This is a genomic window from Sphingomonas sp. CCH21-G11 (assembly GCF_001555965.1).
Classification (GTDB): Bacteria; Pseudomonadota; Alphaproteobacteria; order Sphingomonadales; family Sphingomonadaceae; genus Sphingomonas.
Genome location: NZ_LSHX01000002.1, coordinates 68,800 through 92,525 on the forward strand (window position 1 = coordinate 68,800; position 23,726 = coordinate 92,525).

At 68.8% G+C, this 23,726-nt stretch carries 21 protein-coding genes; 17 read left to right on the forward strand and 4 right to left on the reverse strand.

From position 1 onward, the window contains the following. Positions 1 to 109: 109 nt before the first annotated feature. Genes AX676_RS00595 through AX676_RS00615 form a run of 5 tightly spaced genes read left to right on the forward strand, consistent with a single transcriptional unit; the run spans position 110 to position 5,713 of the window. Entirely contained in the window at positions 110 to 916 is an 807-nt protein-coding gene (locus tag AX676_RS00595) for an enoyl-CoA hydratase/isomerase family protein (protein ID WP_082731260.1), read from the forward strand. Next, the gene (locus AX676_RS00600; RefSeq protein ID WP_082731261.1) at positions 913 to 2,172 is read left to right on the forward strand and encodes a thiolase family protein; all 1,260 of its coding nucleotides are present in this window, start codon (positions 913 to 915) and stop codon (positions 2,170 to 2,172) included. The genes AX676_RS00595 and AX676_RS00600 overlap by 4 nt, the downstream gene beginning before the upstream one ends. 1 nt (position 2,173) lies before the next feature. After that, positions 2,174 to 2,944, forward strand: a complete 771-nt coding sequence (locus tag AX676_RS00605; protein ID WP_066483145.1) for an SDR family NAD(P)-dependent oxidoreductase — start codon at positions 2,174 to 2,176, stop codon at positions 2,942 to 2,944. Then, positions 2,941 to 4,134 (forward strand): acyl-CoA dehydrogenase family protein, encoded by a 1,194-nt coding sequence (locus tag AX676_RS00610; protein ID WP_066483144.1) that lies wholly within the window; start codon positions 2,941 to 2,943, stop codon positions 4,132 to 4,134. The genes AX676_RS00605 and AX676_RS00610 overlap by 4 nt, the downstream gene beginning before the upstream one ends. After that, positions 4,118 to 5,713: a class I adenylate-forming enzyme family protein gene (locus AX676_RS00615; protein WP_066483141.1), complete on the forward strand. Its 1,596-nt coding sequence runs from the start codon at positions 4,118 to 4,120 to the stop codon at positions 5,711 to 5,713. The genes AX676_RS00610 and AX676_RS00615 overlap by 17 nt, the downstream gene beginning before the upstream one ends. 349 nt (positions 5,714 to 6,062) lie before the next feature. On the opposite strand, the gene AX676_RS00620 is transcribed toward AX676_RS00615, so the two are convergent. Beyond that, positions 6,063 to 8,738 (reverse strand): sensor histidine kinase, encoded by a 2,676-nt coding sequence (locus AX676_RS00620; RefSeq protein WP_066483138.1) that lies wholly within the window; start codon positions 8,736 to 8,738, stop codon positions 6,063 to 6,065. Positions 8,739 to 8,838: 100 nt separating this feature from the next. Here AX676_RS00620 and AX676_RS17580 point away from each other — a divergent pair, with 100 nt between their 5' ends. The 6 genes from AX676_RS17580 to AX676_RS00645 are packed head-to-tail and all read left to right on the forward strand — an operon-like array spanning position 8,839 to position 14,138. After that, entirely contained in the window at positions 8,839 to 8,985 is a 147-nt protein-coding gene (locus AX676_RS17580; protein ID WP_156437853.1) for a hypothetical protein, read from the forward strand. Between the two features lie 3 nt (positions 8,986 to 8,988). Next, positions 8,989 to 9,090 carry a K(+)-transporting ATPase subunit F gene (gene kdpF / locus AX676_RS00625; RefSeq protein ID WP_066483135.1) on the forward strand — a complete coding sequence of 34 codons (102 nt, stop codon included), beginning with the start codon at positions 8,989 to 8,991 and terminating at the stop codon, positions 9,088 to 9,090. Between the two features lie 10 nt (positions 9,091 to 9,100). Beyond that, positions 9,101 to 10,804, forward strand: coding sequence for a potassium-transporting ATPase subunit KdpA (gene kdpA, locus AX676_RS00630; RefSeq protein WP_066483133.1), 1,704 nt, complete (start codon positions 9,101 to 9,103; stop codon positions 10,802 to 10,804). A gap of 10 nt (positions 10,805 to 10,814) precedes the next feature. Beyond that, a complete protein-coding gene (gene kdpB / locus AX676_RS00635) occupies positions 10,815 to 12,839 on the forward strand; it encodes a potassium-transporting ATPase subunit KdpB (RefSeq protein WP_066483130.1) in 2,025 nt (674 codons plus the stop codon). A gap of 11 nt (positions 12,840 to 12,850) precedes the next feature. Further along, positions 12,851 to 13,432: a potassium-transporting ATPase subunit KdpC gene (gene kdpC, locus AX676_RS00640; protein WP_066483128.1), complete on the forward strand. Its 582-nt coding sequence runs from the start codon at positions 12,851 to 12,853 to the stop codon at positions 13,430 to 13,432. Positions 13,433 to 13,442: 10 nt separating this feature from the next. Next, positions 13,443 to 14,138 (forward strand): response regulator, encoded by a 696-nt coding sequence (locus AX676_RS00645; protein ID WP_066483126.1) that lies wholly within the window; start codon positions 13,443 to 13,445, stop codon positions 14,136 to 14,138. A gap of 69 nt (positions 14,139 to 14,207) precedes the next feature. Here the strand turns inward: AX676_RS00645 and AX676_RS00650 are convergent, their stop codons facing one another. Then, positions 14,208 to 15,371: an acyltransferase family protein gene (locus AX676_RS00650; protein ID WP_066483125.1), complete on the reverse strand. Its 1,164-nt coding sequence runs from the start codon at positions 15,369 to 15,371 to the stop codon at positions 14,208 to 14,210. A gap of 233 nt (positions 15,372 to 15,604) precedes the next feature. On the opposite strand from AX676_RS00650, the gene AX676_RS00655 reads away from it, so the two are divergent. The 4 genes from AX676_RS00655 (at position 15,605) to AX676_RS00670 (ending at position 19,130) form a co-directional block, all read left to right on the forward strand. Next, on the forward strand, positions 15,605 to 16,156 hold the full coding sequence (locus AX676_RS00655; RefSeq protein ID WP_066483123.1) for a carboxymuconolactone decarboxylase family protein: 552 nt from the start codon (positions 15,605 to 15,607) through the stop codon (positions 16,154 to 16,156). Positions 16,157 to 16,222: 66 nt separating this feature from the next. After that, complete coding sequence (locus AX676_RS00660; protein WP_066667386.1) at positions 16,223 to 17,197, forward strand: DMT family transporter; 975 nt, start codon at positions 16,223 to 16,225, stop codon at positions 17,195 to 17,197. 5 nt (positions 17,198 to 17,202) lie between these two features. Continuing rightward, positions 17,203 to 18,285 carry an alkene reductase gene (locus AX676_RS00665; RefSeq protein WP_066483119.1) on the forward strand — a complete coding sequence of 361 codons (1,083 nt, stop codon included), beginning with the start codon at positions 17,203 to 17,205 and terminating at the stop codon, positions 18,283 to 18,285. Then, positions 18,282 to 19,130 (forward strand): DMT family transporter, encoded by an 849-nt coding sequence (locus AX676_RS00670; protein WP_197417072.1) that lies wholly within the window; start codon positions 18,282 to 18,284, stop codon positions 19,128 to 19,130. Before AX676_RS00665 ends, AX676_RS00670 begins: the two co-directional genes overlap by 4 nt. Before the next feature lie 11 nt (positions 19,131 to 19,141). On the opposite strand, the gene AX676_RS00675 is transcribed toward AX676_RS00670, so the two are convergent. Next, a complete protein-coding gene (locus tag AX676_RS00675) occupies positions 19,142 to 20,029 on the reverse strand; it encodes a LysR family transcriptional regulator (RefSeq protein WP_066483669.1) in 888 nt (295 codons plus the stop codon). Between the two features lie 272 nt (positions 20,030 to 20,301). On the opposite strand from AX676_RS00675, the gene AX676_RS00680 reads away from it, so the two are divergent. Continuing rightward, entirely contained in the window at positions 20,302 to 20,979 is a 678-nt protein-coding gene (locus AX676_RS00680; RefSeq protein ID WP_066483116.1) for a peroxiredoxin-like family protein, read from the forward strand. Positions 20,980 to 20,998: 19 nt separating this feature from the next. Here AX676_RS00680 and pcaF read toward each other — a convergent pair whose 3' ends face one another. Beyond that, positions 20,999 to 22,201 carry a 3-oxoadipyl-CoA thiolase gene (gene pcaF, locus AX676_RS00685; RefSeq protein ID WP_066483114.1) on the reverse strand — a complete coding sequence of 401 codons (1,203 nt, stop codon included), beginning with the start codon at positions 22,199 to 22,201 and terminating at the stop codon, positions 20,999 to 21,001. A gap of 85 nt (positions 22,202 to 22,286) precedes the next feature. On the opposite strand from pcaF, the gene hisS reads away from it, so the two are divergent. Further along, positions 22,287 to 23,621 (forward strand): histidine--tRNA ligase, encoded by a 1,335-nt coding sequence (hisS, locus tag AX676_RS00690; RefSeq protein ID WP_066483112.1) that lies wholly within the window; start codon positions 22,287 to 22,289, stop codon positions 23,619 to 23,621. Positions 23,622 to 23,726: the final 105 nt, after the last annotated feature.

Here is a 23,726-nt window from a genome sequence, read left to right on the forward strand (position 1 = left end):
CCGTCCGCAGAGGCTGAACCCGACACGCGCCGACAATAAGCTTGTAGCGAACCATAATTATATGCTTAGGTAGATATAATGTGCTGACGTAGAGGAGGGAGGCGTGACCATGGCAGACGTTGCTCCCCCGGTGTTGGTGACCGAGTTTGACGGCGGCGTGCGCCTCACCCTCAACCGGCCGGGGCGGCGCAACGCCGTGGATGAAGCGATGCTCGACCTGCTCGACCAGGCGTTTCGCGCGGCAGCGGCGGACCCCGCCGTCCGGGTGGTCACGATCACCGGCGCCGGAGCCGCATTTTGTGCGGGTGCCGACCTTCACCACGCGATGCAGGCGGGCCCGGAGGGCATCGCCGCGTTCGTTGACCGCGCGGGCCGGGTCTACAACGCCATCCGCAACTTCCCCAAGCCGGTGGTCGCGGCCTTGAACGGGCTGACGATCGCGGGGGGATTGGAACTGGCGCTTGCGTGCGACATCATCGTTGCCGTCGATGGCGCGATGATCGGCGATGGGCATGCCAATTTCGGTATGTTCCCGGGTGCCGGCGGCGCCGCGTTGCTGCCGACGCGGATCGGTTATCATGCCGCGATGCACCTGTTGTGCACGGGCGCGCTGGTGCCGGCGGCGCGCATGATGGAACTCGGCCTGATCCAGCAGATCGCCCCGGCCGCCGATTTTCCCGAGCTGCTCGCACGCATCGAGCACGACGTCGCATCAAAAAGCGCGACGGCGCTCGCCGCGATCAAGCGGTTGGCGCGCCACGCAAGCTGTGCGGGCGATGAGGCGATGCTGGACGCCGAATATGAGGCGTTCGCCGCGCATCTGGATTCGGACGATTTTGCCGAAGGCCTGCAAGCCTTTGCCGAGAAGCGCGCACCTCGGTTCAACGCCGCGGCAAAACGGGAAGTTGCGCGATGAACGCTGCGTCAAAGCCGATGATCATCGGAGTCGGCATGACCGAGTTCGGCCGGCACCTCACCCGCCCGGTGCGCGATCTGGCGGGCGAGGCGATCCGGCTGGCGCTGGCGGATGCGGCGCTGTCGATCGGTGACATCCAGATGGTCTATTTCGGCAACGCGACCCAGGGCGCGACCGAGGGCCAGGGCAGCATTCGGGGCCAGGTGGTGCTGCGCCATTTGGGCTTCGAGGGCATCGGCGTCGTCAATGTCGAAAACGCCTGTGCGACCGGGGCGACCGCGCTGATCGAAGCGGCCAAGGCGGTGCGAGCCGGCGCATGCGACATCGCGCTGGCGGTCGGGGTCGAGAAGATGGTGTTCGAGGACCGCGGCAAAATGGCCGGCGTGTTCGAAGGCGGCATGGACGTGACGCGCATCGACCAAACGATCGCCGATATGGCCGCGCTGGGCGATGGCGTGACGGTGCCGGACGACTTCACCGGCATGGCGCAATACAGCCCGTTCATGGATGTCTATGCCGGGCTGGGCCGGATGCACATGCGCGAATATGGCACCACGATCGAACAGATCGCCGCCGTCGCCGCGAAGAACCACCAGAACAGCGTACTGAACCCGCACGCGCAGTACCGGCGAGGCATGACCGTCGAGGAGGTGCTGAACGCGCGCGGTGTCACCTATCCGTTGACGGTGGCGATGTGCGCGCCGGTCAGCGACGGGGCGGCCGCGGCGATCGTCTGTTCCCCCGCCGTCGCACGGCGGCGGGGGCTTTGCGGCCGGGCGCTGGCGATCGAGGGGACGGCGCTGCGCAGCGGCGTGGATCGCGATCCGCGCGACCTCGACCGGCATATCTCCGCGCTGACCGCGCATGACGCCTACGCCGCCGCCGGCATGGGGCCGGGCGACATGTCGCTTGCGGAGGTGCATGATGCGACCGCGGTCGGCGAAATCATGCAGATCGAGCATCTCGGCTTTTGCCCGCGCGGCGAGGGCGGGCCATATTCGGCGCGCGGCGCGACACGGATTGACGGCCGCATCCCGGTCAATCCCTCTGGCGGGCTCGAGGCAAAGGGGCATCCGATCGGGGCCACCGGATTGGGCCAGATTTATGAGCTGGCAACGCAGCTACGCGGTGAGGCGGGCGCACGCCAGGTTGCTCAGGCGCGGTTCGGCATCGCCGAAAATGGCGGCGGCGTCCTGGGTGCCGAAGAAGCGGTGTGTGCCGTCACCATCCTTTCCGCACCAACCAAGGGGCTTTGACATGGATATCGCCGGACGCGTGGCAGTGGTCAGCGGCGGCGCATCGGGCCTGGGCCTGGCGACGGCGACGGCGCTCGCCCGGGCGGGGGCGAAGGTGGCGCTGCTTGATCGCGACGGTCGCGCCGCAGAGGCCGCCGCGGCGGGATTGGGCGGCGATGCGATCGGTATCGCCTGCAATGTCGCGGACGAAGCCGAGGTCGCGGCCGCGCTCGCGCTCAGTCTCGACCGGCTCGGCCCCTGTTCGGCGGTGATCACCTGTGCGGGCGTGGGCGATTCGGCAAAGACGCTGAGCAAGGGGGCGGCACATCCGATCGATCGCTGGCAGCGCGTGATCGACGTCAATCTGACCGGCACGTTCAACGTCCTGCGGCTTGCCGCCGAACAGATGGCGACCCATGCGCCGGATGCGAATGGCGAGCGCGGCGTCATCGTCTGTTGCGCGTCGGGCGCGGCGTTCGAAGGGCAGATCGGCCAGGCCGCCTATGCCGCGAGCAAGGCCGGGGTGGTCGGCATGGTGCTGCCGATCGCCCGCGACCTGCATGACATCGGCATCCGCTGTGTCGCGATCGCGCCCGGCCTGTTCGACACGCCGATGGTCGCGGGGCTGCCCGATCCGGTGCGCCAGGCGATGATCGACCGCATGATCGTCTTCCCCAAGCGCATGGGCCATGCCGAGGAATTTGCGCGGCTGGCCTGTCACGTGATCGACAACCCCTATATCAACGGCACCACGCTTCGCGTCGATGCCGCGGCCCGCCTGACGCCGCGATGATCGACGCCCCGGCCGCGCCGCCGTCCCATGTGACCGGTGACGGGATCGGCTTTGCGCCAAATGCGGAGCAGCGGCTTGCCGTCGACAGTTTCCGGCGGTTCCTGAGCAGCGAATTCGCGGCGTTCGTGACGGATGCCGGCGACCGGCTGGTTACGCGCGATGCACTAGCGCACTGGCTCGGTGCCTGTTCGGCCTTTGGCATGTGCGGCGGCAAGGTGCGGCCCGATCATGGCGGCGACGGTCTCGACTGGCTGAGTTTCGGCTTACTGTTCGAGGAACTGGCGGCGGTGTCGATGGATTTTGCCGGGGCCGCGTTCATCCAGTCGATGGCGGCGAACCTGATCGATGCGATCGCGCCCGAGCCCTTACGGCGCGCCTATCTGCCTGACCTGATCACCGCGCGCCGGATCGCGTCGATCGGCATCAGCGAACCCGGTGCGGGATCGAACATCGCCGAGATCGCGTGTCGGGCCGAGCCCTGCGCCGGCGGCTATCGCCTGACAGGGACGAAAATCTGGATCACCAACGGCGGCCATGCCGATCTGAACCTATGTCTCGCCCGGGTCGGGCCCGCGGCGAACGATCTCGACCTGTTCCTGGTCGAGCGCGCCGACGGGTTTTCCGCGCGGGAGATTGCGACGCTGGGCTGGCGCGCAACGTCGACGGCACAGCTCACATTTGACCAGGCCTGGGTTCCGGAGGCGCGCCGCCTGACTCACGGCAGCCAAGGACTGCGCACCTTTGCCACGCTTTTCGCGGCCGCACGTCCACTGGTGGGCCTGGCATCGGTCGGGGTGGCGCGCGCGGCACTCGATCGCGCGATCAGCTACGGACAGACTCGGGTCCAGCACGGCAAGCCGATCGCTGCGCATCAGCTGATCCAGGCGAAGATCGCCAACATGGCCGTGGAGGTCGACGCGGCGCGGCTGCTGTGCTGGCGCGCGCTCGCCATCATCGACGCGGGCGGGCGTGGCGAAGTGGAAGCGGCGATGGCCAAGCTTTACGCCACCGAAGCCGGCGTGCGCGTGACCAGCGACGCGGTCCAGATTCACGGCAGCAACGGGATCGCCGTCGATACCGGGATCGAGCGGCTGTTTCGCAACGCACGCATGGCGACGATGCCGGAAGGCACCACCGAATTGCAGCAACTCATCATTGGCAGGGGATTGACCGGTGTCCGAGCTTTCTGACGCGCAGATCGATGTCGCGGCATTGATGGCCGGCGTGTTTGAACCGCGCGGCGACGCGGACGCCCTGATCCACAGCGAGCGCGACCGTCGCTACAGCTTTGCCGAGCTTGACCTGCTCTCCAATCGCATCGCCAATTTCCTCGATCAAAGGCTGGGGCTGGGCCGCGACGATCGTTACCTGCTGATCCTCGACAACGACAATCTCAGCCTGATGCATGTCTGGACGTTCCTGAAGGCGGCATCGACGCCGGTATTCTGCAATTTCCGGGATACGCCCGACGAGCATCTTCGCATCGTCGATTATGTCGCGCCGCGCGCGGTGTTCATCGAGGCGGCGATGCTGCCCCGGTACAGCGACGCGCTGCGCGCCCGCGATGTCGCGGTGATCGTCTTCGATCATCCGGGCGATGCGGCGAACGGCGTCATCGGTTTCTGGCCCGAAGTGCAAGCGATGCCGGCGACGCCGACCCGCCGCACCATTGCGGCGCGAGGCGAGGCGGTCTTCTGCCGCTTCACGGGTGGCACCACCGGCGTGCCGAAATGCGCGATGTATGACTGGGCGAACCTCGCCTTTACGTGGGAGGGGATGGCGGCATTGTCCTCGCCACCCTTCGACAGCGCCACCCGCGCGATCCATGTCACGCCGCTCAGTCACGGCACGATGATGGTGCTGTTGCCCACCTTCATGGCCGGCGGCTGCAACATCACTCAAAACAGCGCCGACCTGACGCTGTGGCTCGCCAATGTCGAGAAATATCGCGCGACGCTCAGCTTTCTGGTGCCGACGTTGCTGTATCGCCTGGCCGAGATGCAGGCGGCGCAGCCCCGCGACCTCGGGTCGCTGCGGACGCTGATTTACGGCGCGGCACCGATGGCGGCGGCGAAGCTGGCCGATCTGCACCGCGCATTCGGACAGATCCTCGTCCAATTCTATGCCGCGACCGAAGCGATCGGCCCGGGGCTGTGGCTGCCGCGCGAGTGGCATCGCGCGGACACCGAGCGCGATCGCGAGCGATTGTCCTCCGCGGGCCTGGTCTGTCCCGGTGTGGAAATCCGGCTGGTCGGCGACGATGGCCGCGACGTTGCGACAGGCGAAGTCGGCGAGTTGTGGATTCGCCATCCGGGCGTGATTTCGGGCTATTATGCCAATCCGGATGCCAGCGCGGCGGAGATCATCGACGGCTGGTGGAAATCGGGCGATCTGTGCCGGATGGACCATGAAGGCTTTGTCTATCTGGTCGACCGCAAGAAGGACATGATCATCACCGGCGGCTTCAACGTCTATGCAGTCGAAGTGGAAGCCGCACTTCTGAAGCAGGCGGACGTGGTGATGGCCGCAGTTGTCGGTCTGCCTGATGCAGAATGGGGTGAAGCCATCCATGCCGAAATCGTGGCGCGACCGGGCAGTACGATCGATCATGCCGCACTTCTTCGAGCGGTAAGCAACGATATCGGGCCGTACAAGGCACCCAAGAGCCTGAAAATCGTCGATCAATTGCCGCTGTCGCCGGTGGGCAAGGTGCTGAGACGTGAGGTGCGTGCGCGATACCGGTCTGAAATGGCACCGGGAAGCAATTAACGGCATCAAATCATCTTTCCCGCCACGTCCCTGCTGCTTGGTTCACCTGCAATCGCAGCAACTGGACGTTGCGGCTGACCGGGGGCGCCGAAGGCCGATGACCCTCGGCCGATTTGCCCAGGGGCGCGTCGCCGGCGGCGCAGGGCTCATTCCACGCCCCGGCGCCCGGCGCGCCGTTCCCGCCGACGTCGACGCCGGCGCCGGCGCGCGAGACTGGCCTTGCCGATGACGTGCCTCGAATCGGGGCGGATCGTGCAGGCCGAAGCGGTAGTCGACACGCCGCGCGCAGAGGGGCGGCGGCATCCGCCCTTGGGTGCCGGGCGGCCGCCGCTAATGCCCGGCGGCACCATCACGCCCCGCTCGACCGCTCCCCTGGCACCTCGGCGGGCTCGCCCGGTGCTGCGACGTCGAACCGCAATCCGAATTCGGCCCCGCCGCCCTGCGCGTTGCGCGCCTCGATCCCGACCTGCATTGCGTCCGCGAACCCCTTCGCGATCGCAAGGCCCAGGCCGCTGCCGCCCTTTCGGTCCGACCCCGTCCCGCGCACGAAGGTCTGGAAAATGGCGTCGGGCGGGCTTTGCGGCAGGCCCGTCCCCTCGTCCCGCACGATCAGCATGATGGCATCGGGCGTGCGTCGGCCGATGACGCTGATCCGCCCTTGCTCGGCGCCGTGGACGGCGGCGTTGGCCAGCAGGTTGATCAGCACATGGTGAAGCAGCCCCGGATCGGCGCGGACCAGGGGCAGGTCGGGCGGCACCTGCAGGTCGATGGGGTGGCCGTCGAGCACGCTCTTCAGGTCGTGCACCGCGGCGGCGACCGCATCGGTCAGGTCGAGCGGTTCGGGATGCACCTCGAGCGCGCCGGTATCGATCCGCACCATGTCGAGCAGGTTGTCGAGCACCCGCCGCAGCCGGGCGACTTCGGTGCGCGCGGTCGCGACTTCGGGCGCGCCGGGATGCGCCGCCCCGATCGCATCGACGGCGGCGGTGACCGAGGTGAGCGGCGTGCGCAGATCATGGCCGATCGACGACAGCAGCGCCGCGCGAAGCCGGTCGCGCTCCTTGAGCACGGTCACTTCGCGCACCTGGTCCTCGAGCTTCAGCCGCTCGTGCGCCAGCGCGGCTTGCCCCAGCAGCGTCGCGAGCAGGACCGCGCGATCCGCGGTCAGCGGCGCGCCGCCCTCCGGGCTGGCGATGCCGACCACCGCGAGGACGCCCAGGCTGGTCTTGAGCGGGTGGAACTGCCAGTCGGACGCCACGAGGGTCGAGGTGCCGATCCCGGCGGGCTCGCCGCGGTCGAACGCCCAGGCGGCCGCGGCGCGGTCGAGCGGCGTCAGCGCGCCGACGCCGTCTGGCGATGCCGCGCGGCGGACGATCTCGCCTTCGACCCGCGCCAGCACGACGACGGCGAGGCCGAGCAGCTGCGCGATCTCGTCGGCGATCACCGCGCTGGTCGTCTGCCAATCCGACGCGCGGGCGAGCGACTGGCCGAACGCGGCGATCGCCGCGTTCTCCTGCGCGCTGCGCGTGCCGAGCGTCGCGCGCCGCCGCAGCCGCCAGGACAGGTTGGCGGTGAACAACGCGACGCCGATCAGCACGAACTGGGTCAGCACGCTTTGCGGATTGGCGATGGTGAAGGTGTAGAGCGGCGGCAGGAAGAAGAAATTATAGGCCAGCCCCGCCGCGAAGGCCGCGAAGATGCCCGGGCCGAGCGATGTCCGTGCGGCGACCATCACGATCGTGGGCAGAAAGAGCAGGTCGACCCCCTCCACGCCGATCAGCGGCACGGCGAGCCGGCCGAACAGCACCGTCGCCGCAACGGTGAACGCGGCGATCAGATAGTCGCGGCCGCGGCCGATGTTCGCCGTTCGCACGCGGGACGGCCGGGCAACCGGGTCGGTCGCGACCGGGATGACGTGCGCCGCCAGACCGGCATGTTCGCGCAGCATCCGTTCGACGACCGATCCGTGGCGCAGCGTGAACCACCAGCTGCGCGTCGACTTGCCGATGACCAGCTGTGTCGCGCGCATCCCGTCGATCTGGGCGCGCAGCCCCTCCGCCACCGTTTCGGCCGGAACGGTGACGGCGGTCGCGCCCAGGCTCGCGGCGAGCGCGAGTGCCTCTGCCACGCGGCGCTTGTCGGCGTCGGCGAAATGGCTGCTCCGCGGCGTTTCGATATGGACCGCCTGCCACGGGGCACGCAGCGCGTCGGCGAGCCGCTTGCCGGCGCGCACGATGGCGTCGCCGCCGGGCAGCTCGTTGACCGCGACCAGGACGCGCTCGCCCGCGGCGAACTTGCCCGGCAGCGCCTGCGCGTCGAGATGGTCGAGCATGGCGCGATCGACATTCTGCGCGGCACGGCGCAGCGCCAGCTCGCGAAGTGCCGACAGGTTCGCCTTTGAAAAGAAGTGGCCGAGCGCGCGGCTCGCCTCGGCGGGGACATAGACCTTGCCGTCCTTCAGCCGCTCGATCAGCTCGTCGGGCGGCAGGTCGACGATCTCGATCTCTGCATCGTCGAACACGCGATCGGGCACGGTTTCGCGCACGCGCACGCGCGTAAAACTGGCGACGACGTCGTTGAGGCTCTCGACATGCTGGATGTTGAGCGTGGCGAAGACGTCGATGCCGGCGTCGAGCAGTTCCTCGACATCCTGCCACCGTTTCGGGTGGCGGCTGCCCTCTACATTGGTGTGCGCATATTCATCGACCAGCGCGAGCGCCGGCCGCCGGGCGAGCACCGCGTCGAGGTCCATCTCCGCGAGCGCGTGGCCCTGATAGGCGATCGTGCGGCGGGCGATCACCTCGAACGGCGCGACCAGCGCCTCGGTTTCCGCCCGCCCGTGCGTCTCGACGACCGCGACGACGACATCCACGCCGCTGCGCAGGCGCGCCGCACCCTCCAGCAGCATCTCATAGGTCTTGCCGACACCGGGCGCCGCACCGAGAAAGATCTTCAGCCGTCCGCGTTGCTCGCGCCGCGCCAGCCGCAACAGCGCATCGGGATCGGGGCGTTCGGGATCGGCCATCGTTCGCCGGTCTAGCGGTGGCCCGGGGGCGGCGTCCACGCCAACCCGCCGACGCTATGGAATCTTAATGCGGTCGGCGCGCTTTCGCCCGCGAAATTTAATGCCAGGCGGGGCTAGCTCCGCGGATGCCGCCACCCACGGGCGGCTGACGCGAGGACGCCCCATGGCCGACATCTTCTGGCTCGCTCTGCTGGGCGGGCTCAGCCTGCTCACCTTCGCCTTCGTCCGGCTGTGCGACGAGGCCTGACCGATGCCCCAGACCGATCCGCTGCCGCTGATCATCGCCGGGTTCACCGCGCTTGCGCTGCTCATCTATCTCATCGCCGTGCTGATCCGGCCCGAGCGTTTCTGAAAGGCCGCACATGACCCTCCAGGGCTGGGCGCTGATCGCGCTTTTCGTCGTCGTCCTCGCGCTGTCGGCCAAACCGGTCGGGCAGTGGCTGTTCGCGCTCTACGAAGGGCGGCGGACTCCGCTCCACCGCGTGCTCGGGCCGGTCGAACAGGGCTTCTACCGGCTGGCGGGCATCGACCCGGATGCCGAGCAGGACTGGCGGCGCTATGCGCTGCACCTCGTCTTGTTCAACCTCGTCCTGCTGCTGTTCACCTATGCGGTGCTGCGGCTGCAGGGCGTGCTGCCGATGAACCCGCGCGGCCTGCCCGGGCTCGGGTCGGACGGCGCGATCAACACCGCGATCAGCTTCACCACCAACACCAACTGGCAATGGTATTCGGGCGAGGCGGCGCTGTCGAACCTCAGCCAGATGCTCGGCCTCACCCTCCACAATTTCCTGAGCGCCGCGACCGGCATCGCGGTCGCCTTCGCGCTGTTCCGCGGCTTTGCGCGCCGCGAGGCCAAAAGCGTCGGCAATGTCTGGGCCGACATCACGCGCGTCACGCTCTACCTGCTGCTGCCCGTTTCGGTCGTCTACGCGGTGTTCCTGATCGCCAGCGGCGTGCCGCAGACCTTTGCCACCGCGATCGACGCGACGACGCTGGAGGGCGCGCGCCAGACGCTAATCGTCGGCCCGGTCGCCAGCCAGGAAGCGATCAAGATGCTCGGCACCAATGGCGGCGGCTTCTTCAATGCCAATTCGGCGCACCCGTTCGAGAATCCGACCGCGCTGACCAACCTCGTCCAGATGCTGTCGATCTTCGCGATCGGCGTCGGCCTGACCTGGACCTTCGGCAAGGCGGTCGGTGATACGCGTCAGGGCTGGGCGATCCTCGGCGCGATGGCGGTGCTGTTCCTTGCCGGCGTGACCGCCGCCTATTGGGCGGAAAGCAACGGCAATCCCGTGTTGCACCAGCTCGGCGTGCCGGGCGGCAACATGGAGGGCAAGGAGACGCGGTTCGGCATCGCCGCCTCGGCGCTGTTCGCGGTCGTCACCACCGCGGCCTCTTGCGGCGCGGTCAACGCGATGCACGACAGCTTCACGCCGCTGGGCGGGCTGGTCCCGCTGTTCAACATCCAGCTGGGCGAGATCGTGGTCGGGGGCGTCGGTGCCGGAATCTATGGCTTCCTCCTGTTCGCGATCCTGTCGGTGTTCGTCGCGGGGCTGATGGTCGGCCGCACGCCCGAATATGTCGGCAAGAAGATCGAGGCGCGCGAGGTGAAGCTGGCCGTGCTGGCGATCGCGGTGCTGCCGCTGTGCATCCTTGGCCTGACGGCGGTCGCCAGCGTGACCGGGGCCGGGCTCGCCGGGCCGCTCAACCGGGGTCCGCACGGCTTTGCCGAAATCCTCTATGCGTTCAGCTCGGCCGCGGGCAACAACGGCTCCGCCTTTGCCGGTCTCAGCGCAGGGACGCCCTTCTACAACGCCCTGCTCGGCATCGCGATGTGGCTGGGGCGGTTCTTCGTCATCGTGCCCGCGCTCGCCATCGCCGGCAGCCTCGCGGCGAAAAAGCACATGCCGGCCGGGCCGGGATCGTTTCCGACGACGGGCGGCCTGTGGGTCGGGCTGCTCGTCGGCGTCATCCTGATCCTTGGCGGGCTGACCTTCCTGCCGGGCCTCGCGCTCGGTCCCGTCGCCGATCACCTCGCGATGATCCGCGGCCAGCTTTTCTGAGGGGGATATCATGACCACCGCCCCGACCTCGATCTTCTCGGCGCAGCTGCTGCTGCCGGCGGGCCGCGACGCCGTTCGCAAGCTGGATCCGCGCCAGCTCGTCCGCAATCCGGTGATGTTCGTGACGGCCACCGTCGCGCTGCTGCTCACCGTCCTGCTCGCCATCGGCGGCGAGCCTGTCCCCGTCGGGTTTCAGGTCCAGCTGATCGTCTGGCTCTGGCTGACCGTATTGTTCGGCACCTTTGCCGAGGCGCTGGCCGAAGGGCGCGGGCGGGCGCAGGCGGCATCGCTGCGCGCGACCAAGGCGGACCTCCAGGCCAAGCGGCTCACCGGGGTCGGCGAGACATGGAGCCTCGTCGGCGCCCAGCGGCTCGAGCGCGGCGATGTCGTGCTGGTCGAGGCCGGTGACCTGATCCCCGCCGACGGCGAGGTGATCGAGGGGGTGGCAAGCGTCAACGAGGCCGCGATCACGGGTGAAAGCGCGCCCGTCATCCGCGAAGCGGGCGGCGACCGTTCCGCCGTCACCGCCGGCACCCGCGTCATTTCCGACCGGATCAAGGTGCGCGTCACCCAGGATCCCGGGCGGGGCTTTCTCGATCGCATGATCGCCCTGGTCGAGGGCGCCGAGCGGCAGAAGACGCCCAACGAGATCGCGCTGACCATCCTGCTCGTCGGCCTGACGATCATCTTCCTGATCGCGGTCGGAACGATCCCGGCCTTCGCCGCCTATGCCGGCGGCGCCGTGCCGGTCGCGCTCTTGTGTGCGCTGCTCATCACGCTCATCCCGACGACGATCGCCGCCCTGTTGTCGGCGATCGGGGTTGCGGGGATGGACCGGCTGGTGCGGTTCAACGTGCTCGCCAAGTCGGGCCGCGCGGTCGAGGCGGCGGGCGATATCGACGTGCTGCTGCTCGACAAGACCGGCACGATCACCATCGGCGACCGCCAGGCGAGCGCGTTCCGACCGCTGGGCGGGGTGACCGAGGCCGAGCTCGCCGACGCGGCCTTGCGCGCCAGCCTTGCCGACGAAACGCCGGAGGGTCGGTCGATCGTCGTTCTCGCGCGCGACCGGCACGGCCTGTCCGCCACGCTGTCCGCCGATGCGGAGGTGATCGCCTTCACCGCTCAGACGCGCAGTTCGGGCGTGCGGATCGGCGATCGCACCGTCCTCAAGGGCGCGGTCGATTCGATCCTGAAGGCGCTGCCCGCCGACGCGGCGGGGGCCGGCGAGCTCAAGCGGATTACGCAAGAAGTCGCGCGCGCGGGACAGACACCGCTCGCCGTGGTCGAGAATGGCCGCCTGCTGGGCGCTGTCGCGCTCAAGGACGTCGTCAAGGCCGGTGTGCGCGACCGCTTCGCCGAATTGCGCCAGATGGGCATCCGAACGGTGATGATCACCGGCGACAATCCGCTGACCGCCGCAGCCATTGCCGCGGAGGCGGGGGTCGACGATTTCCTCGCCGAGGCGACGCCCGAGGACAAGCTCGCGCTGATCCGCCGCGAGCAGCAGGACGGGCGGCTGGTCGCCATGTGCGGCGACGGCACCAACGATGCCCCGGCACTGGCGCAGGCCGATGTCGGCGTGGCGATGAACACCGGCACCCAGGCCGCGCGCGAGGCGGGCAACATGGTCGACCTCGACAGCGATCCGACCAAGCTGATCGAGATCGTCGGGCTCGGCAAGCAGCTGCTGATGACGCGCGGGGCGCTGACCACCTTCTCGGTCGCGAACGACGTTGCGAAATATTTCGCGATCATCCCGGCGATGTTCGTCGCGCTCTATCCCGCGCTCGGTGTGCTCAATGTCATGGGGCTGGCCAGCCCGCGCTCGGCGATCCTGTCGGCGGTCATCTTCAACGCGCTCATCATCCCGCTGCTCGTGCCGCTCGCGCTGCGCGGCGTCACCTACCGGCCGATGGCGGCGGGCCCGCTGCTCGCCCGCAACCTCGCGATCTACGGCCTGGGCGGGCTCGTCGCGCCCTTTATCGGCATCAAGCTGATCGACCTCGCGGTCAGCGCCCTTCACCTCGCCTGAGGAACCCTGTCATGCTCACCGATATGAAGACCGCGCTGCGTCCCGCGCTCGTCCTCACCCTCCTTTTCGTGCTGCTCCTCGGGCTGGCCTATCCGCTGGCGGTCACCGGCATCGGCCAGGCGCTGTTCCCCGCGCAGGCAAACGGCAGCCTGATCCGCGACGGTGGCCGGGTCGTCGGCTCCGCGCGGATCGGCCAGGCCTTCACCGGCGCGCGCTATTTCCATGGCCGCCCGTCCGCTGCGGGCAAGGGCTACGACCCGACCGCCTCGTCCGGGTCCAACCTCGGCCCGGCCAGCAGGACGCTTGCCGACCGGGTCCGCGCCGACGTCGCCACGCTTCAGCCATCACCAGGTTCATCCGTTCCTGCCGATCTGGTGACCACTTCCGCCTCGGGGCTCGACCCCCATATCAGTCCCGAGGCGGCCTTGTTCCAGGCACCGCGCGTGGCCGCGGCGCGGGGCTTGCCGGTCGGGGAAGTGCGCGCGTTGGTCATGGCGCACGTCGAATCCCCTTTGCTCGGCGTGCTGGGCGAACCCGTGGTCAACGTGCTCGAACTCAACCTCGCCCTCGACGCAGGCCGGCGGCGACCCTAATCCCGGCGGCATGGGGCAGACCACACGCATCCTGGTGATCGAGGACGATGCGGCGATCCGCCGGCTCGTGCGCGCCGCGCTGATGCGCGCGGGCCACGTCGTCGTCGAGGCCGCATCCGCGCGCGAGGGGTTGTCCGCGCTGGCAATCGACAAGCCCGATGCCGTGCTGCTCGATCTCGGCTTGCCCGATCGCGACGGGCTCGAGCTCGTCCAGCTGGTCAAGCGCGCGGGCGCTGCGGCGCTGGTCGTCTCGGCCCGCAACGACACCGCCGAGAAGGTTGCCGCGCTCGATCTGGGTGCCGACGACTATCTGACCAAGCCCTTTGATACCGAGGAATTGCTGGCGCGCATTCGCGCCGCCCTGCGCCACCGCCTGTCCGCCAGTGCCGAGCGCGAACATGTGACCGTCGGTGACGTGGCGATCGACCTGGTGCATCGCCGCGTCCGCCGCGCGGGCAGCGAGGTGCATCTGACGCCCAAGGAATATGGGGTCCTTGCCCGCCTCGCCGCGCAGCCCGATCGCGTCATTCCCCATGGCCGCCTGTTGCGCGAGGTGTGGGGCCCGGCGCATGAGCGGCAGCTCGATTATCTCCGCATCGTCGTCCGCAACCTGCGCCAGAAGCTCGAGGCCGATCCTTCCACGCCGCTGCTCATCACCAACGAACCCGGCGTCGGCTATCGGCTCAGCGCGCCTGACGCGCCCTGACGCGGGGTCTCGGCCAGATCGGCCTGCCGTGCGCCGGCACCAGGTTCCGCTCCGCGATCCATCTGGGGTTCACGCGTCCTCGCGCGCCCGCACATAGGTGAACCGGGATTTGAGGCGGATGATCGGCCGTTCGAAATAGCGGAACGACAGATGCGCCGCGCTAATGCTGAGCAGCAGCACGGCGGCTGTCGCGCCGGCATTAACGGGCAGGCTCCGCGTGCTCAGCGCCAGCCACGGCAGCGCCTTGTCGAAGATCAGCACGAAGAGCAGCGAATGGATCACGTAGAGCCCGAACGAGATGCGCCCCAGATAGGTCAGCCATTTCGGAACCGCGTGCGCGTCGATCCCGAGCGTGCCGCAGAAAAAGAGGAGCGTGCCGACCAGCACCAGCAGCCAGCCCGCAAATGCGCCGGCAAAGCTCGGCTGGGGGTCCCAGCTGCGCACGTCGAACACCGCCACGGCGACCAGCCAGCAGGCGAAGCCGAGGATGAACGCCCCCCGGCGCATCCACGCCGCCAGCCGCGGCAGCCGCCCGCGCAACCGCACCGCCAGCACGACCCCGGCCGCGAAGAACTGGAACTGGAAAAAGCTGTTCGTCCATTGACCCTGGTCGCCGGGTGACGGGCGCCAGGCATAGATGCCGATGGTGACATAGGCGCCGATCAGCATCAGCACGGCCGCCGCCATCAATGCGCGGCGTCCCCCCTTCGCGATCAGCACGGGAATGATCAGGTAGAACTGCTCCTCGACGGAAATGCTCCACAGCGGGTCGATCGGCGCGGCGATCCAGCCCTGGATCGTGACGTACCAGTTGCCCGCGAAGAGGCTGAACGCCAGCCATGCCAGCGGGTCGCGCGTGCCGACACCAGGCACTGCGAAATCGAGGATCACAAGGAAATAAAAGGCAGCGAAATAAAGCGGCCAGATACGCAGGATACGGCGGATGTAGAAGGCGCCGATATCGACCACGCCCATCCGGTCGCGCTCGCGCAGCAACAATTCGGTGATCAGGAAGGCGCTGAGCAGAAAGAAGACCGGCAATCCGAAAGCGCCGATCGTGCCCAGCCGCCATGCCCAGGCATCGGCCACGCGATCCGTCGGGAGATGCGCCATCCGATGCCAGACGAAGGTGAGCAGGAACGCGAAAAAGCGCAGCGCGTCGAGTTCCGGCCGATAATATCGGTCGGCATTCGCGCCGGTTCCGGCGTGCTCGTCCATGTTCGTATCGCGCATCGCATTCCCCCGTCCCGGCGAGGGCTAGCATGCGGCGCGGCCATGACACCGATCGGCATACGTATGTGTCACCGGACCGGCGACGTCCGGGCCGCCATCCGGATGCCGGGCCGGGCGCGCGCTCATTCCGCTCAGGCATGGATGCTATTGCTACGGCCGGGCTGCCGCGCGCGGCCTCGACGGGGCATCTGGAGCTCACGGCACTTTCGCCGCCCCGCCAAAGGATTTGCCCCATGACCGCCATCACCGTTCCGACCCGCGACAGCGTCAGCCCCTCGAACCAGGCGTTGTTCGACGCGCTGCAGGGTCAGCTGGGCTTCGTCCCCAATCTCTATGCGACGCTCGCCCATTCCGAAAATGCGCTCGGCACCTATCTCGCGCTGCAGTCGGCCAAGTCGTCGATCAGCGCCAAGGCGCGCGAAGTCGTCAATCTGGTCGTCAGCCAGGTGAACGACTGCGAATATTGCCTCGCCGCGCACACCGCGCTCGGCAAGATGAACGGCTTCACCGACAGCCAGATCCTCGAGATCCGCGCCGGTGGCGCCGGGTTCGACGCCAAGCTCGACGCGCTTGCCAAGCTGACCCGCTCGATCGCGATCAATCGCGGCCATGCCGATCCGGCGCTGGTCGATGCCTTCTTCGCCGCCGGCTGGACCAAGGAAAACCTGGTCGACGTGATCGTCACCATCGGCGACAAGACCGTCACCAACTATCTGCACGCCACCACCCGCGTGCCGGTCGACTTCCCCGCCGCGCCGGCGCTGGATGTCGCGCTCGCCGCCTGAAGACCTTCCCCGGGCCCGGCGTCGCCTTTCCCCCTCGACGCCGGGCCGACCCTTCGGAGCCCCGCCATGGCCCTCTTCCTTTCCTCCCGGAACGTGCGGCATGGCGGGGCTTCCCTTGCGCCCTCGCCCGTCCTGGCCGGCATTGCGGCCGGCGTCACCGCCGCGGTGATCTGGGCAACCTATCTCGTGGCTGCCAAGTCGGGCACCGCGATCGGGCTGTTGCCGCAGGATTTCGTCCTGCTCCGGTTCGGTACCGCCGCGCTCGTCATGCTGCCCTGGCTGCTGCGCAACGATCCGCGCACGCTGGGCGGGGTCGGCTGGCGGCGCGCGATCATCCTGGCCCTGCTCGCCGGCCCGCCCTTTATCCTGCTCGGCACCGGCGGCTATGTCTTCGCGCCGCTCGCGCATGGCGCCGTCATCCAGCCCTCGACCATCACGCTCGCATCGATGTTCGCGGCCGCGCTGCTGCTGAAGGAGCGGCTGACGCGCGACAAGCTGGTCGGCGTCGGCCTGATCGTCGCGGGGCTTGCCGTCATCGCCAGCCACGCCAGCGCCATGGGCGGCGGCCATGTGTGGATCGGCGACCTTCTGTTCATTGCCGCCGGGCTCAGCTGGGCCGGCTTCACCGTCCTGATCAAACGCTGGCAGCTCGGCGCGTTGGCGGTCACCGCCGCGGTATCGACCGTCTCGGCGATCGTCGTCGTGCCCGCGACGCTGGCCTGGGGCGATACCGCCCGGATCACCGCGCTGCCGGCGGGGACCCTGGTCGCGCAACTCGCCGTGCAAGGTCTGCTGTCCGGCGTCCTCGCCGTGATCGCCTTCGGGGTCGCCGTGCGTCACCTCGGCGCGGCGAAGGCCGGGCTGTTCCCCGCGATCGTCCCGGCCGCGACGCTGGTCGTCGGCATCGTCGTCACCGGCGCGGTGCCGACCGTGCCGGAATGGACCGGGGCCGGGCTGGCGACCCTTGGCCTGGTGACCGCAATCGGCCTTTTCCGCCCGCTTTTCACGCACCCGCGTTCGTCAACGCCCGTCGAAGGATAATCACGATGACCGACGATCCCCTGTTCCAGCCGATCCGTTATGGCGCGATCCAGGCCCCCAACCGCATCGTCATGGCCCCCCTGACGCGCACCCGCGCCAATGCCGACGACGCCCCGCACGAATTGCAGCAGACCTATTACACCCAGCGCGCCACCGCCGGGCTGATCGTGTCCGAAGCGACGCACATCTCGCAGCAGGGCAAGGGCTATGCCGGCGCGCCGGGCATTCACAGCCAGACCCAGGTCGAGGCGTGGCGCGGCGTCACCGATGCCGTCCATGCGGCCGGCGGGCGGATGATGCTCCAGCTCTGGCATGTCGGCCGGCTGTCGCACCCCTCGCTCCAGCCGGGCGGCGGCCTCCCCGTCGCGCCGAGCGCGGTCGGGCTGGCGGGTCACGCCTTTACCTATGACGGCCCGCAGGATTTCGTCGTCCCGCGCGCGCTCGAACGCGACGAGATCCCCGGCATCATCGAGGATTATCGCCGCGCCGCGATCAATGCCAAGGCGGCCGGATTCGACGGAGTCGAGGTGCACAGCGCCAATGCCTATCTGCTCGACCAGTTCCTGCGCGACGGCACCAATCACCGCACCGACGATTATGGCGGCAGCATCGAGAACCGCACCCGCCTGACGCTCGAGGTCACCGACGCGGTAATCGGCGTGTGGGGCGCGGACCGGGTCGGCATCCGCCTGTCGCCTTCGCTCACCATCAACGGCATGAGCGACAGCAATCCCGCGCCCTTGTTCGGCTATCTCGCCGAACAGCTCGGCAAGCGCGGGCTTGCCTATCTCCACTGCGTGGAGCCCAGCGATCCGCGCGGCGACCCGTTCGACCGGATCGTCGACCCCCAAGTGGTGCGGCGCGCGTTCGGCGGCAATTACATCGCCAATCGCAGCTATACCGGCGATCGCGCCCGCGCCGCGCTGGAGGCGGGCGAGATCGATGCGGCATCGTTCGGCCGCTTGTTCATCGCCAACCCCGATCTGCCCCGTCGCCTGGCCGAGGGGTTGCCGATGAACCCGCTCAACGCCGCGCGCATCTATGGCGGCGGTGCGGACGGCTATATCGACTATCCGTTCGCCGCGTGATCGAACCGGGGGGATCGGCGGCGCGGGTGCGCGGCACCACGGTCGTGCTGGTCGCGCTCGCCATCCTGGCGTTTGCGGGCAATTCGCTGCTGGCGCGCGCCGCGCTCGGCACTGGCCAGATCGGCTGGGGCAGCTTCACCGCAATCCGGCTTGCCGCCGGCGCGGCGATCCTGCTGCCCTGGTTGCTGCGTGGCCCGCGCGAACGCCCCAGCTGGCGGGGCGCGCTGGCGTTGCTCGTCTATTGCGGCGCGTTTTCCTTTGCCTATGTCCGCCTGAACGCCGCGACCGGCGCGATGGTCCTGTTTGCCGCGGTCCAGGCCACCATCCTTGTCGCCGGCGCGCTGTCGGGCAATCGGGTTCGGGCCATCGACCTGGCCGGGGTGGCAATGGCCATGACCGGGGTCGTCGTCCTGATCGGCGGCCGTGCGGAAGCCGGGCCGGTGCTGGCAATGCTCGGCATGGTCGTCGCGGGCATTGCGTGGGGGCTCTATTCCGTGCTGGGCCGGTCGGCAGCGGATCCCGCGCGGCGGACGGCGGGTAACTTCCTGGTCGCCGCGCTGGTGGCGGCGCCGTTGCCGCTGCTCGATGCCGGTCCCGCCCCGGCCTTGGGCGGCGTCGCGCTCGCCATCGCCTCGGGCGCATTCGCGTCCGGCCTGGGTTACGTCGCGTGGTATCGCGTGGTCCCGCGCCTGCCCCATGCAACCGTCGGTGCGGCCCAGCTGGCGACGCCGGTCGTCGCGGCGCTCGCCGCCGCAGTGCTGCTCGGCGAGCCGCTGACGGTGCGGCTGGCGGTTGCGGCGGCGCTGATCCTCGGTGGCATCGCGGCCACGCTTCGTCGCGCCTGAGCCCGCCCGGGTCAGGCTTCGCGCATTGCCGCGGTGATGAAATCGGCAAAGGTCCGCGCTTTCGCGCTTGCCAGGCGGCCGGTCGGGAACACCGCCCACAGGTCGATCGGCGGCAACGCCCAGCCGTCCAGCAGGCGCACGACCTGGCCGCTCGCCAGTTCGGGCGCGAACATCCAGTCGGACGCGACCGCGATGCCGATATCGGCGAGCACCGCGGCGCGCAGCCCCTCTGCCGCGGTCACGTGCAGCCGCCCGCCGACCTTGACCGACGCCTCGCCGCCGGCGGCGTTGCGAAAGGTCCAGTGGTGCGTGTCGTAATGCGTGTACACGACCGCATTGTGATCGGCGACATCGGCCGGGCTTTGCGGCGCGCCGGCCCGCGCCAGATAGGCCGGGGTGGCGAGCAGCGACCGCCGGCCCGTCGCGATTTTCCGCGCGGTGGCGGTCGAATCGGGCAGCTCGCCCATGCGCAGCGACACGTCGATCCCTTCCTCGACCATGTCGATCACCCGATCGTCCATGACGACCTCCAGATCGAGTTCGGGATGTTCGCTCAGGAATGCGGGCAGCCGGGGCACCACGTGGATTCGGGCAAAGGTCGTCGCCGCCGAAATGCGCAGCCGTCCGCTCAGGCCCCGCCCGGCCCCGCGCGCGGCGAGTTCGGCCTCGTCGGCTTCCTCCAGCGCGCGGCGGGCGCGTTCGTAGTAACGCTGCCCGGCCTCGGTCGGCGACAGCCCGCGCGTGGTGCGCGTGATCAGCCGGACGCCGAGCCGGTCCTCGAGCTGGGCGATCAGCTTCGACACGGCCGGCTGGCCGACATTGGTCTGTCGCGCCGCCGCCGAGAACGAGCCGGTGTCGACGACGCGGATGAACGTGGTCATTGCCTGGAATCGGTCCATCACCATTCCCCCTTGGAATGAATACTATTGCCCCAACCCGGCTGCCCTGTCGCGCCGCAATCGCGCATCCGTCTTTCACCAAGCCGGCGGATCGCCCGTCGGCACGCCGGCAGGAGCGACGATGATGCTGCGACAGATGGTTCGGGACGCGATGTTCACGCTGCAGGTCACCGGCAGCCTCGCCACCGCGATCATGGTCGCCGCCGCACCGCTCGCGCGCCACGCCTTTCGACGCTGACCTTCGCTTTCGCCTTACCCCAGGGAACCATGACATGACGCTTCAGGACCGCCTCGACGCCTTCAAGGCCGATTTCAAATCCGGCAGGCCGCCGTTCAACGCGCCCGCCCATATCCATCCGATCATGGCGCGTGCGACCGCCGAGCTGATCGCTTCGGGCGCGGCGGGACGCGCCCGCAAGGCGGGCGACCGCGCGCCCGACTTCACGCTTGCCGCACCGGACGGCACAGCGGTGTCGTCGGCCGCGCTGCTGGCGCGCGGCCCGCTGGTCCTCAGCTTCTATCGCGGCGTGTGGTGCCCCTATTGCAACATGGAGTTGCAGGCGCTGCAGGATGCGCTGCCCGCGTTCCAGGCGGCTGGGGCCGGCCTGGTCGCGATTTCGCCGCAGACCCGCGTCAACAGCCGCAAGTCGGTGCGCGAGAATGCGCTTGATTTTCCGATCCTGTCGGACCCGCACAACGACGTCGCCGCCGCGTTCGGCCTGCGTTTCGCGCTGCCCGATTATCTGGTCGATCTCTACAAGTCGCTCGGTAACCAGCTGCCCGCGTTCAACGGCGATGACAGCTGGACGCTGCCGATGCCCGCGCGCTTCGTGATCGGCAGCGACGGGATCATCACCTATGCCGAGGTCAATCCCGACTATACCCGGCGCCCCGAACCGGCCGACATGCTGCCGGCGATCCGTCGCGCCGCCGCCCCGGCGCTGGCCTGACCCGCATCGGGCGGGGGCGTCAGACCCGCTCGATCACCATCGCGATGCCCTGGCCGACGCCGATGCACATGGTGCACAGCGCCCGGCGGGCACTGCGACGATGCAGTTCCTCGGTCGCGGTCAGCACGAGGCGCGCGCCCGACATGCCGAGCGGATGGCCGAGCGCGATCGCGCCGCCATTGGGGTTCACATGCGCCGCATCGTCCGCGACGCCCAACTGGCGCAGCACCGCCAGCCCCTGTGCGGCAAAGGCTTCGTTCAGTTCGATCACGTCGATGTCGCCGATCGCCAGCCCCAGCCGGTCGAGCAGCTTGCGCGATGCCGGCGCCGGGCCGATCCCCATGATGCGCGGCGGCACGCCCGCGACTGCGCAGCCCAGGATGCGCGCGCGCGGGATCAGGCCGTGGCGCGCGGCCGCTGCCTCGCTGGCGACGATCAGCGCCGCCGCGCCGTCATTGACGCCCGACGCGTTGCCCGCGGTGACGGTGCCATCGGCGCGCACGATCGGCTTTAACCGGGCGAGCGCCTCCAGGCTGGTTTCGCGCGGATGCTCGTCGCGGTCGACGATCACCGCGTCGCCCTTGCGCTGGGGAATGGTGACGGGGACGATCTCGGCGGCGAGGCGACCCGAGGCTTGCGCGGCGGCGGCGCGGCGCTGGCTTTCGACCGCGAACCGATCCTGGTCCTCACGGCTGACCCCGAACTCGGCGGCGACGTTCTCCGCGGTCTCGGGCATCGAGTCGATCCCGAATTCGGCCTTCATCCGCGCATTGACGAAGCGCCAGCCGATCGTCGTGTCATGGATGTCGGCGCTGCGGGAAAAGGCGCTGTCCGCCTTGCCCATCACGAAGGGCGCGCGGGTCATGCTCTCGACCCCGCCCGCGACGATCAGTTCCCCGTCGCCCGCGCGGATCGTGCGCGCCGCCATCGCGACCGCGTCCATCCCCGATCCGCACAGCCGGTTGATCGTCGTGCCCGGCACATCGGTGCCGACGCCCGCAAGCAACGCGGCCATGCGCGCGACGTTGCGATTGTCCTCCCCCGCCTGGTTGGCGCAGCCCAGGATCACGTCGTCGACCGCGCGCCAGTCGAGCCCCGGATTGCGCGCCACCAGCGCCGCGATCGGCACCGCGGCCAGATCGTCGGGGCGCACGCCCGCCAGCGCACCGCCATAGCGCCCGATCGGGGTGCGCACCGCGTCACAGATCAGCGCGTCGGTCATGGTCGAAAGCCCCTTAATATCGATTGCGGTTTCACACCGCCGCCACTGGCGTTTGTCCCCTGACGCAATTAAGGAACGCGCGCAAATGGCGAAGATACAGACCCCGGGCCGTATTCGCGGCACTCAGGACATTTTCGGACCCGAGCAGCGCCGCTTCGCAACGGTGCTCGCCGCGTTCGAGCGCGTGCGCGCGCTCTATTGCTTTCAGCGCGTCGACATTCCGGTGTTCGAATCGACCGCGGTTTTCGCACGCTCGCTGGGCGAGACCACCGATGTCGTGTCGAAGGAAATGTATACCTTCGCGGATCGCGGCGGCGATTCGATCACGCTGCGCCCGGAGTTCACCGCCGGCATCGCGCGCGCCTATCTGACCGAGGGGTGGCAGCAATATGCGCCGCTGAAACTCGCCACGTCGGGCCCGGTGTTCCGCTATGAGCGCCCGCAAAAGGGCCGGTTCCGCCAGTTCCACCAGATCGACGCCGAAGTGATCGGCGCGGCTGAACCCGCCGCCGATGTCGAATTACTGGCGTTCGCCGACCAATTGCTGCGCGAGCTGTGGATCAGCGACGGCGTGACATTGCAGCTCAACACGCTGGGCGACGCCGAAACGCGCGACGCGTGGCGCGCGGCTTTGGTCGAGCATTTTCAGAGCCACCGCGCGGACTTGTCGGAGGACAGCCTGGCGCGGCTCGACAAGAACCCGCTGCGCATCCTCGACAGCAAGGACCCGCGCGACCGGCCGATTGCGGACAGCGCGCCGGATATCGACCAGTTCCTGACGGGGGCGGCGTCGGATTTCTTCGGCGCGGTGACGGCGGGACTGGACGCGGCGGGCGTCGCCTGGACCCGCAACGCGCGGCTGGTGCGCGGGCTCGATTACTACCGCCACACCGCGTTCGAGTTCGTCACCGACCGGCTGGGCGCGCAGGGCACGGTGCTGGCCGGCGGGCGCTATGACGGGCTGATCGAGAGCCTGGGGGGGGCGAGCACACCGGGTGTTGGCTGGGCGGCCGGGGTGGAACGGCTGGCGATGCTGGTGGAGGAACCGGAGGTCGAGGCTCCAAAAATCGCCATCGTCGTTGAGGACGACGACCTGCTGTCGCTCGGCCAAGAGCTGGTTGCAGGGTTTCGGCGAGCGAATTTAGCTTCCGAGATTGTCGCGACAGGCTCTGTAAAGAAGCGGTTTGAGCGAGCGGTGAAACTCAATGCGCTGGCCGCATTCGCAATCAATGCGAACCTACTTGATGACGGGGAGGTTGCGAAGGCGCGGTTGCGGGTGACCCGGAGTGGTTGGGCGCTCAACGCTGACCAACAACAAGCGATCACCAACGCTGTTACCGCTTTCTTTGATGTATCGGGCGGTTCGCATGACCTCGCTTACGGCCGAGAAGTTGGCCTGAAGCGTAAGGCGGTTCCATGAATGGCGTAGCGCGCCATGTAGAGCAGCCTAAGCCCCTCCCCTTCAGGGGAGGGGTTGGGGTGGGGCTTCGCAACATGCGCCGCACCAGCTGGATAGCCCCCACCC

What these genes read in the sequence shown, in the direction of transcription:
- AX676_RS00650 (WP_066483125.1), bottom strand. Translation starts at nt 15,371, where the DNA reads ATGCGCGATACGAACATGGACGAGCACGCCGGAACCGGCGCGAATGCC.
- AX676_RS00675 (WP_066483669.1), bottom strand. Translation starts at nt 20,029, where the DNA reads ATGGACCGATTCCAGGCAATGACCACGTTCATCCGCGTCGTCGACACC.
- AX676_RS00610 (WP_066483144.1), top strand. Translation starts at nt 2,941, where the DNA reads ATGATCGACGCCCCGGCCGCGCCGCCGTCCCATGTGACCGGTGACGGG.
- AX676_RS00680 (WP_066483116.1), top strand. Translation starts at nt 20,302, where the DNA reads ATGACGCTTCAGGACCGCCTCGACGCCTTCAAGGCCGATTTCAAATCC.
- AX676_RS00660 (WP_066667386.1), top strand. Translation starts at nt 16,223, where the DNA reads ATGGCCCTCTTCCTTTCCTCCCGGAACGTGCGGCATGGCGGGGCTTCC.
- kdpC (WP_066483128.1), top strand. Translation starts at nt 12,851, where the DNA reads ATGCTCACCGATATGAAGACCGCGCTGCGTCCCGCGCTCGTCCTCACC.
- kdpA (WP_066483133.1), top strand. Translation starts at nt 9,101, where the DNA reads ATGACCCTCCAGGGCTGGGCGCTGATCGCGCTTTTCGTCGTCGTCCTC.
- AX676_RS00645 (WP_066483126.1), top strand. Translation starts at nt 13,443, where the DNA reads ATGGGGCAGACCACACGCATCCTGGTGATCGAGGACGATGCGGCGATC.
- AX676_RS17580 (WP_156437853.1), top strand. Translation starts at nt 8,839, where the DNA reads ATGCCAGGCGGGGCTAGCTCCGCGGATGCCGCCACCCACGGGCGGCTG.
- AX676_RS00595 (WP_082731260.1), top strand. Translation starts at nt 110, where the DNA reads ATGGCAGACGTTGCTCCCCCGGTGTTGGTGACCGAGTTTGACGGCGGC.
- AX676_RS00600 (WP_082731261.1), top strand. Translation starts at nt 913, where the DNA reads ATGAACGCTGCGTCAAAGCCGATGATCATCGGAGTCGGCATGACCGAG.
- hisS (WP_066483112.1), top strand. Translation starts at nt 22,287, where the DNA reads ATGGCGAAGATACAGACCCCGGGCCGTATTCGCGGCACTCAGGACATT.
- AX676_RS00620 (WP_066483138.1), bottom strand. Translation starts at nt 8,738, where the DNA reads ATGGCCGATCCCGAACGCCCCGATCCCGATGCGCTGTTGCGGCTGGCG.
- AX676_RS00605 (WP_066483145.1), top strand. Translation starts at nt 2,174, where the DNA reads ATGGATATCGCCGGACGCGTGGCAGTGGTCAGCGGCGGCGCATCGGGC.
- AX676_RS00655 (WP_066483123.1), top strand. Translation starts at nt 15,605, where the DNA reads ATGACCGCCATCACCGTTCCGACCCGCGACAGCGTCAGCCCCTCGAAC.
- kdpF (WP_066483135.1), top strand. Translation starts at nt 8,989, where the DNA reads ATGCCCCAGACCGATCCGCTGCCGCTGATCATCGCCGGGTTCACCGCG.
- pcaF (WP_066483114.1), bottom strand. Translation starts at nt 22,201, where the DNA reads ATGACCGACGCGCTGATCTGTGACGCGGTGCGCACCCCGATCGGGCGC.
- kdpB (WP_066483130.1), top strand. Translation starts at nt 10,815, where the DNA reads ATGACCACCGCCCCGACCTCGATCTTCTCGGCGCAGCTGCTGCTGCCG.
- AX676_RS00665 (WP_066483119.1), top strand. Translation starts at nt 17,203, where the DNA reads ATGACCGACGATCCCCTGTTCCAGCCGATCCGTTATGGCGCGATCCAG.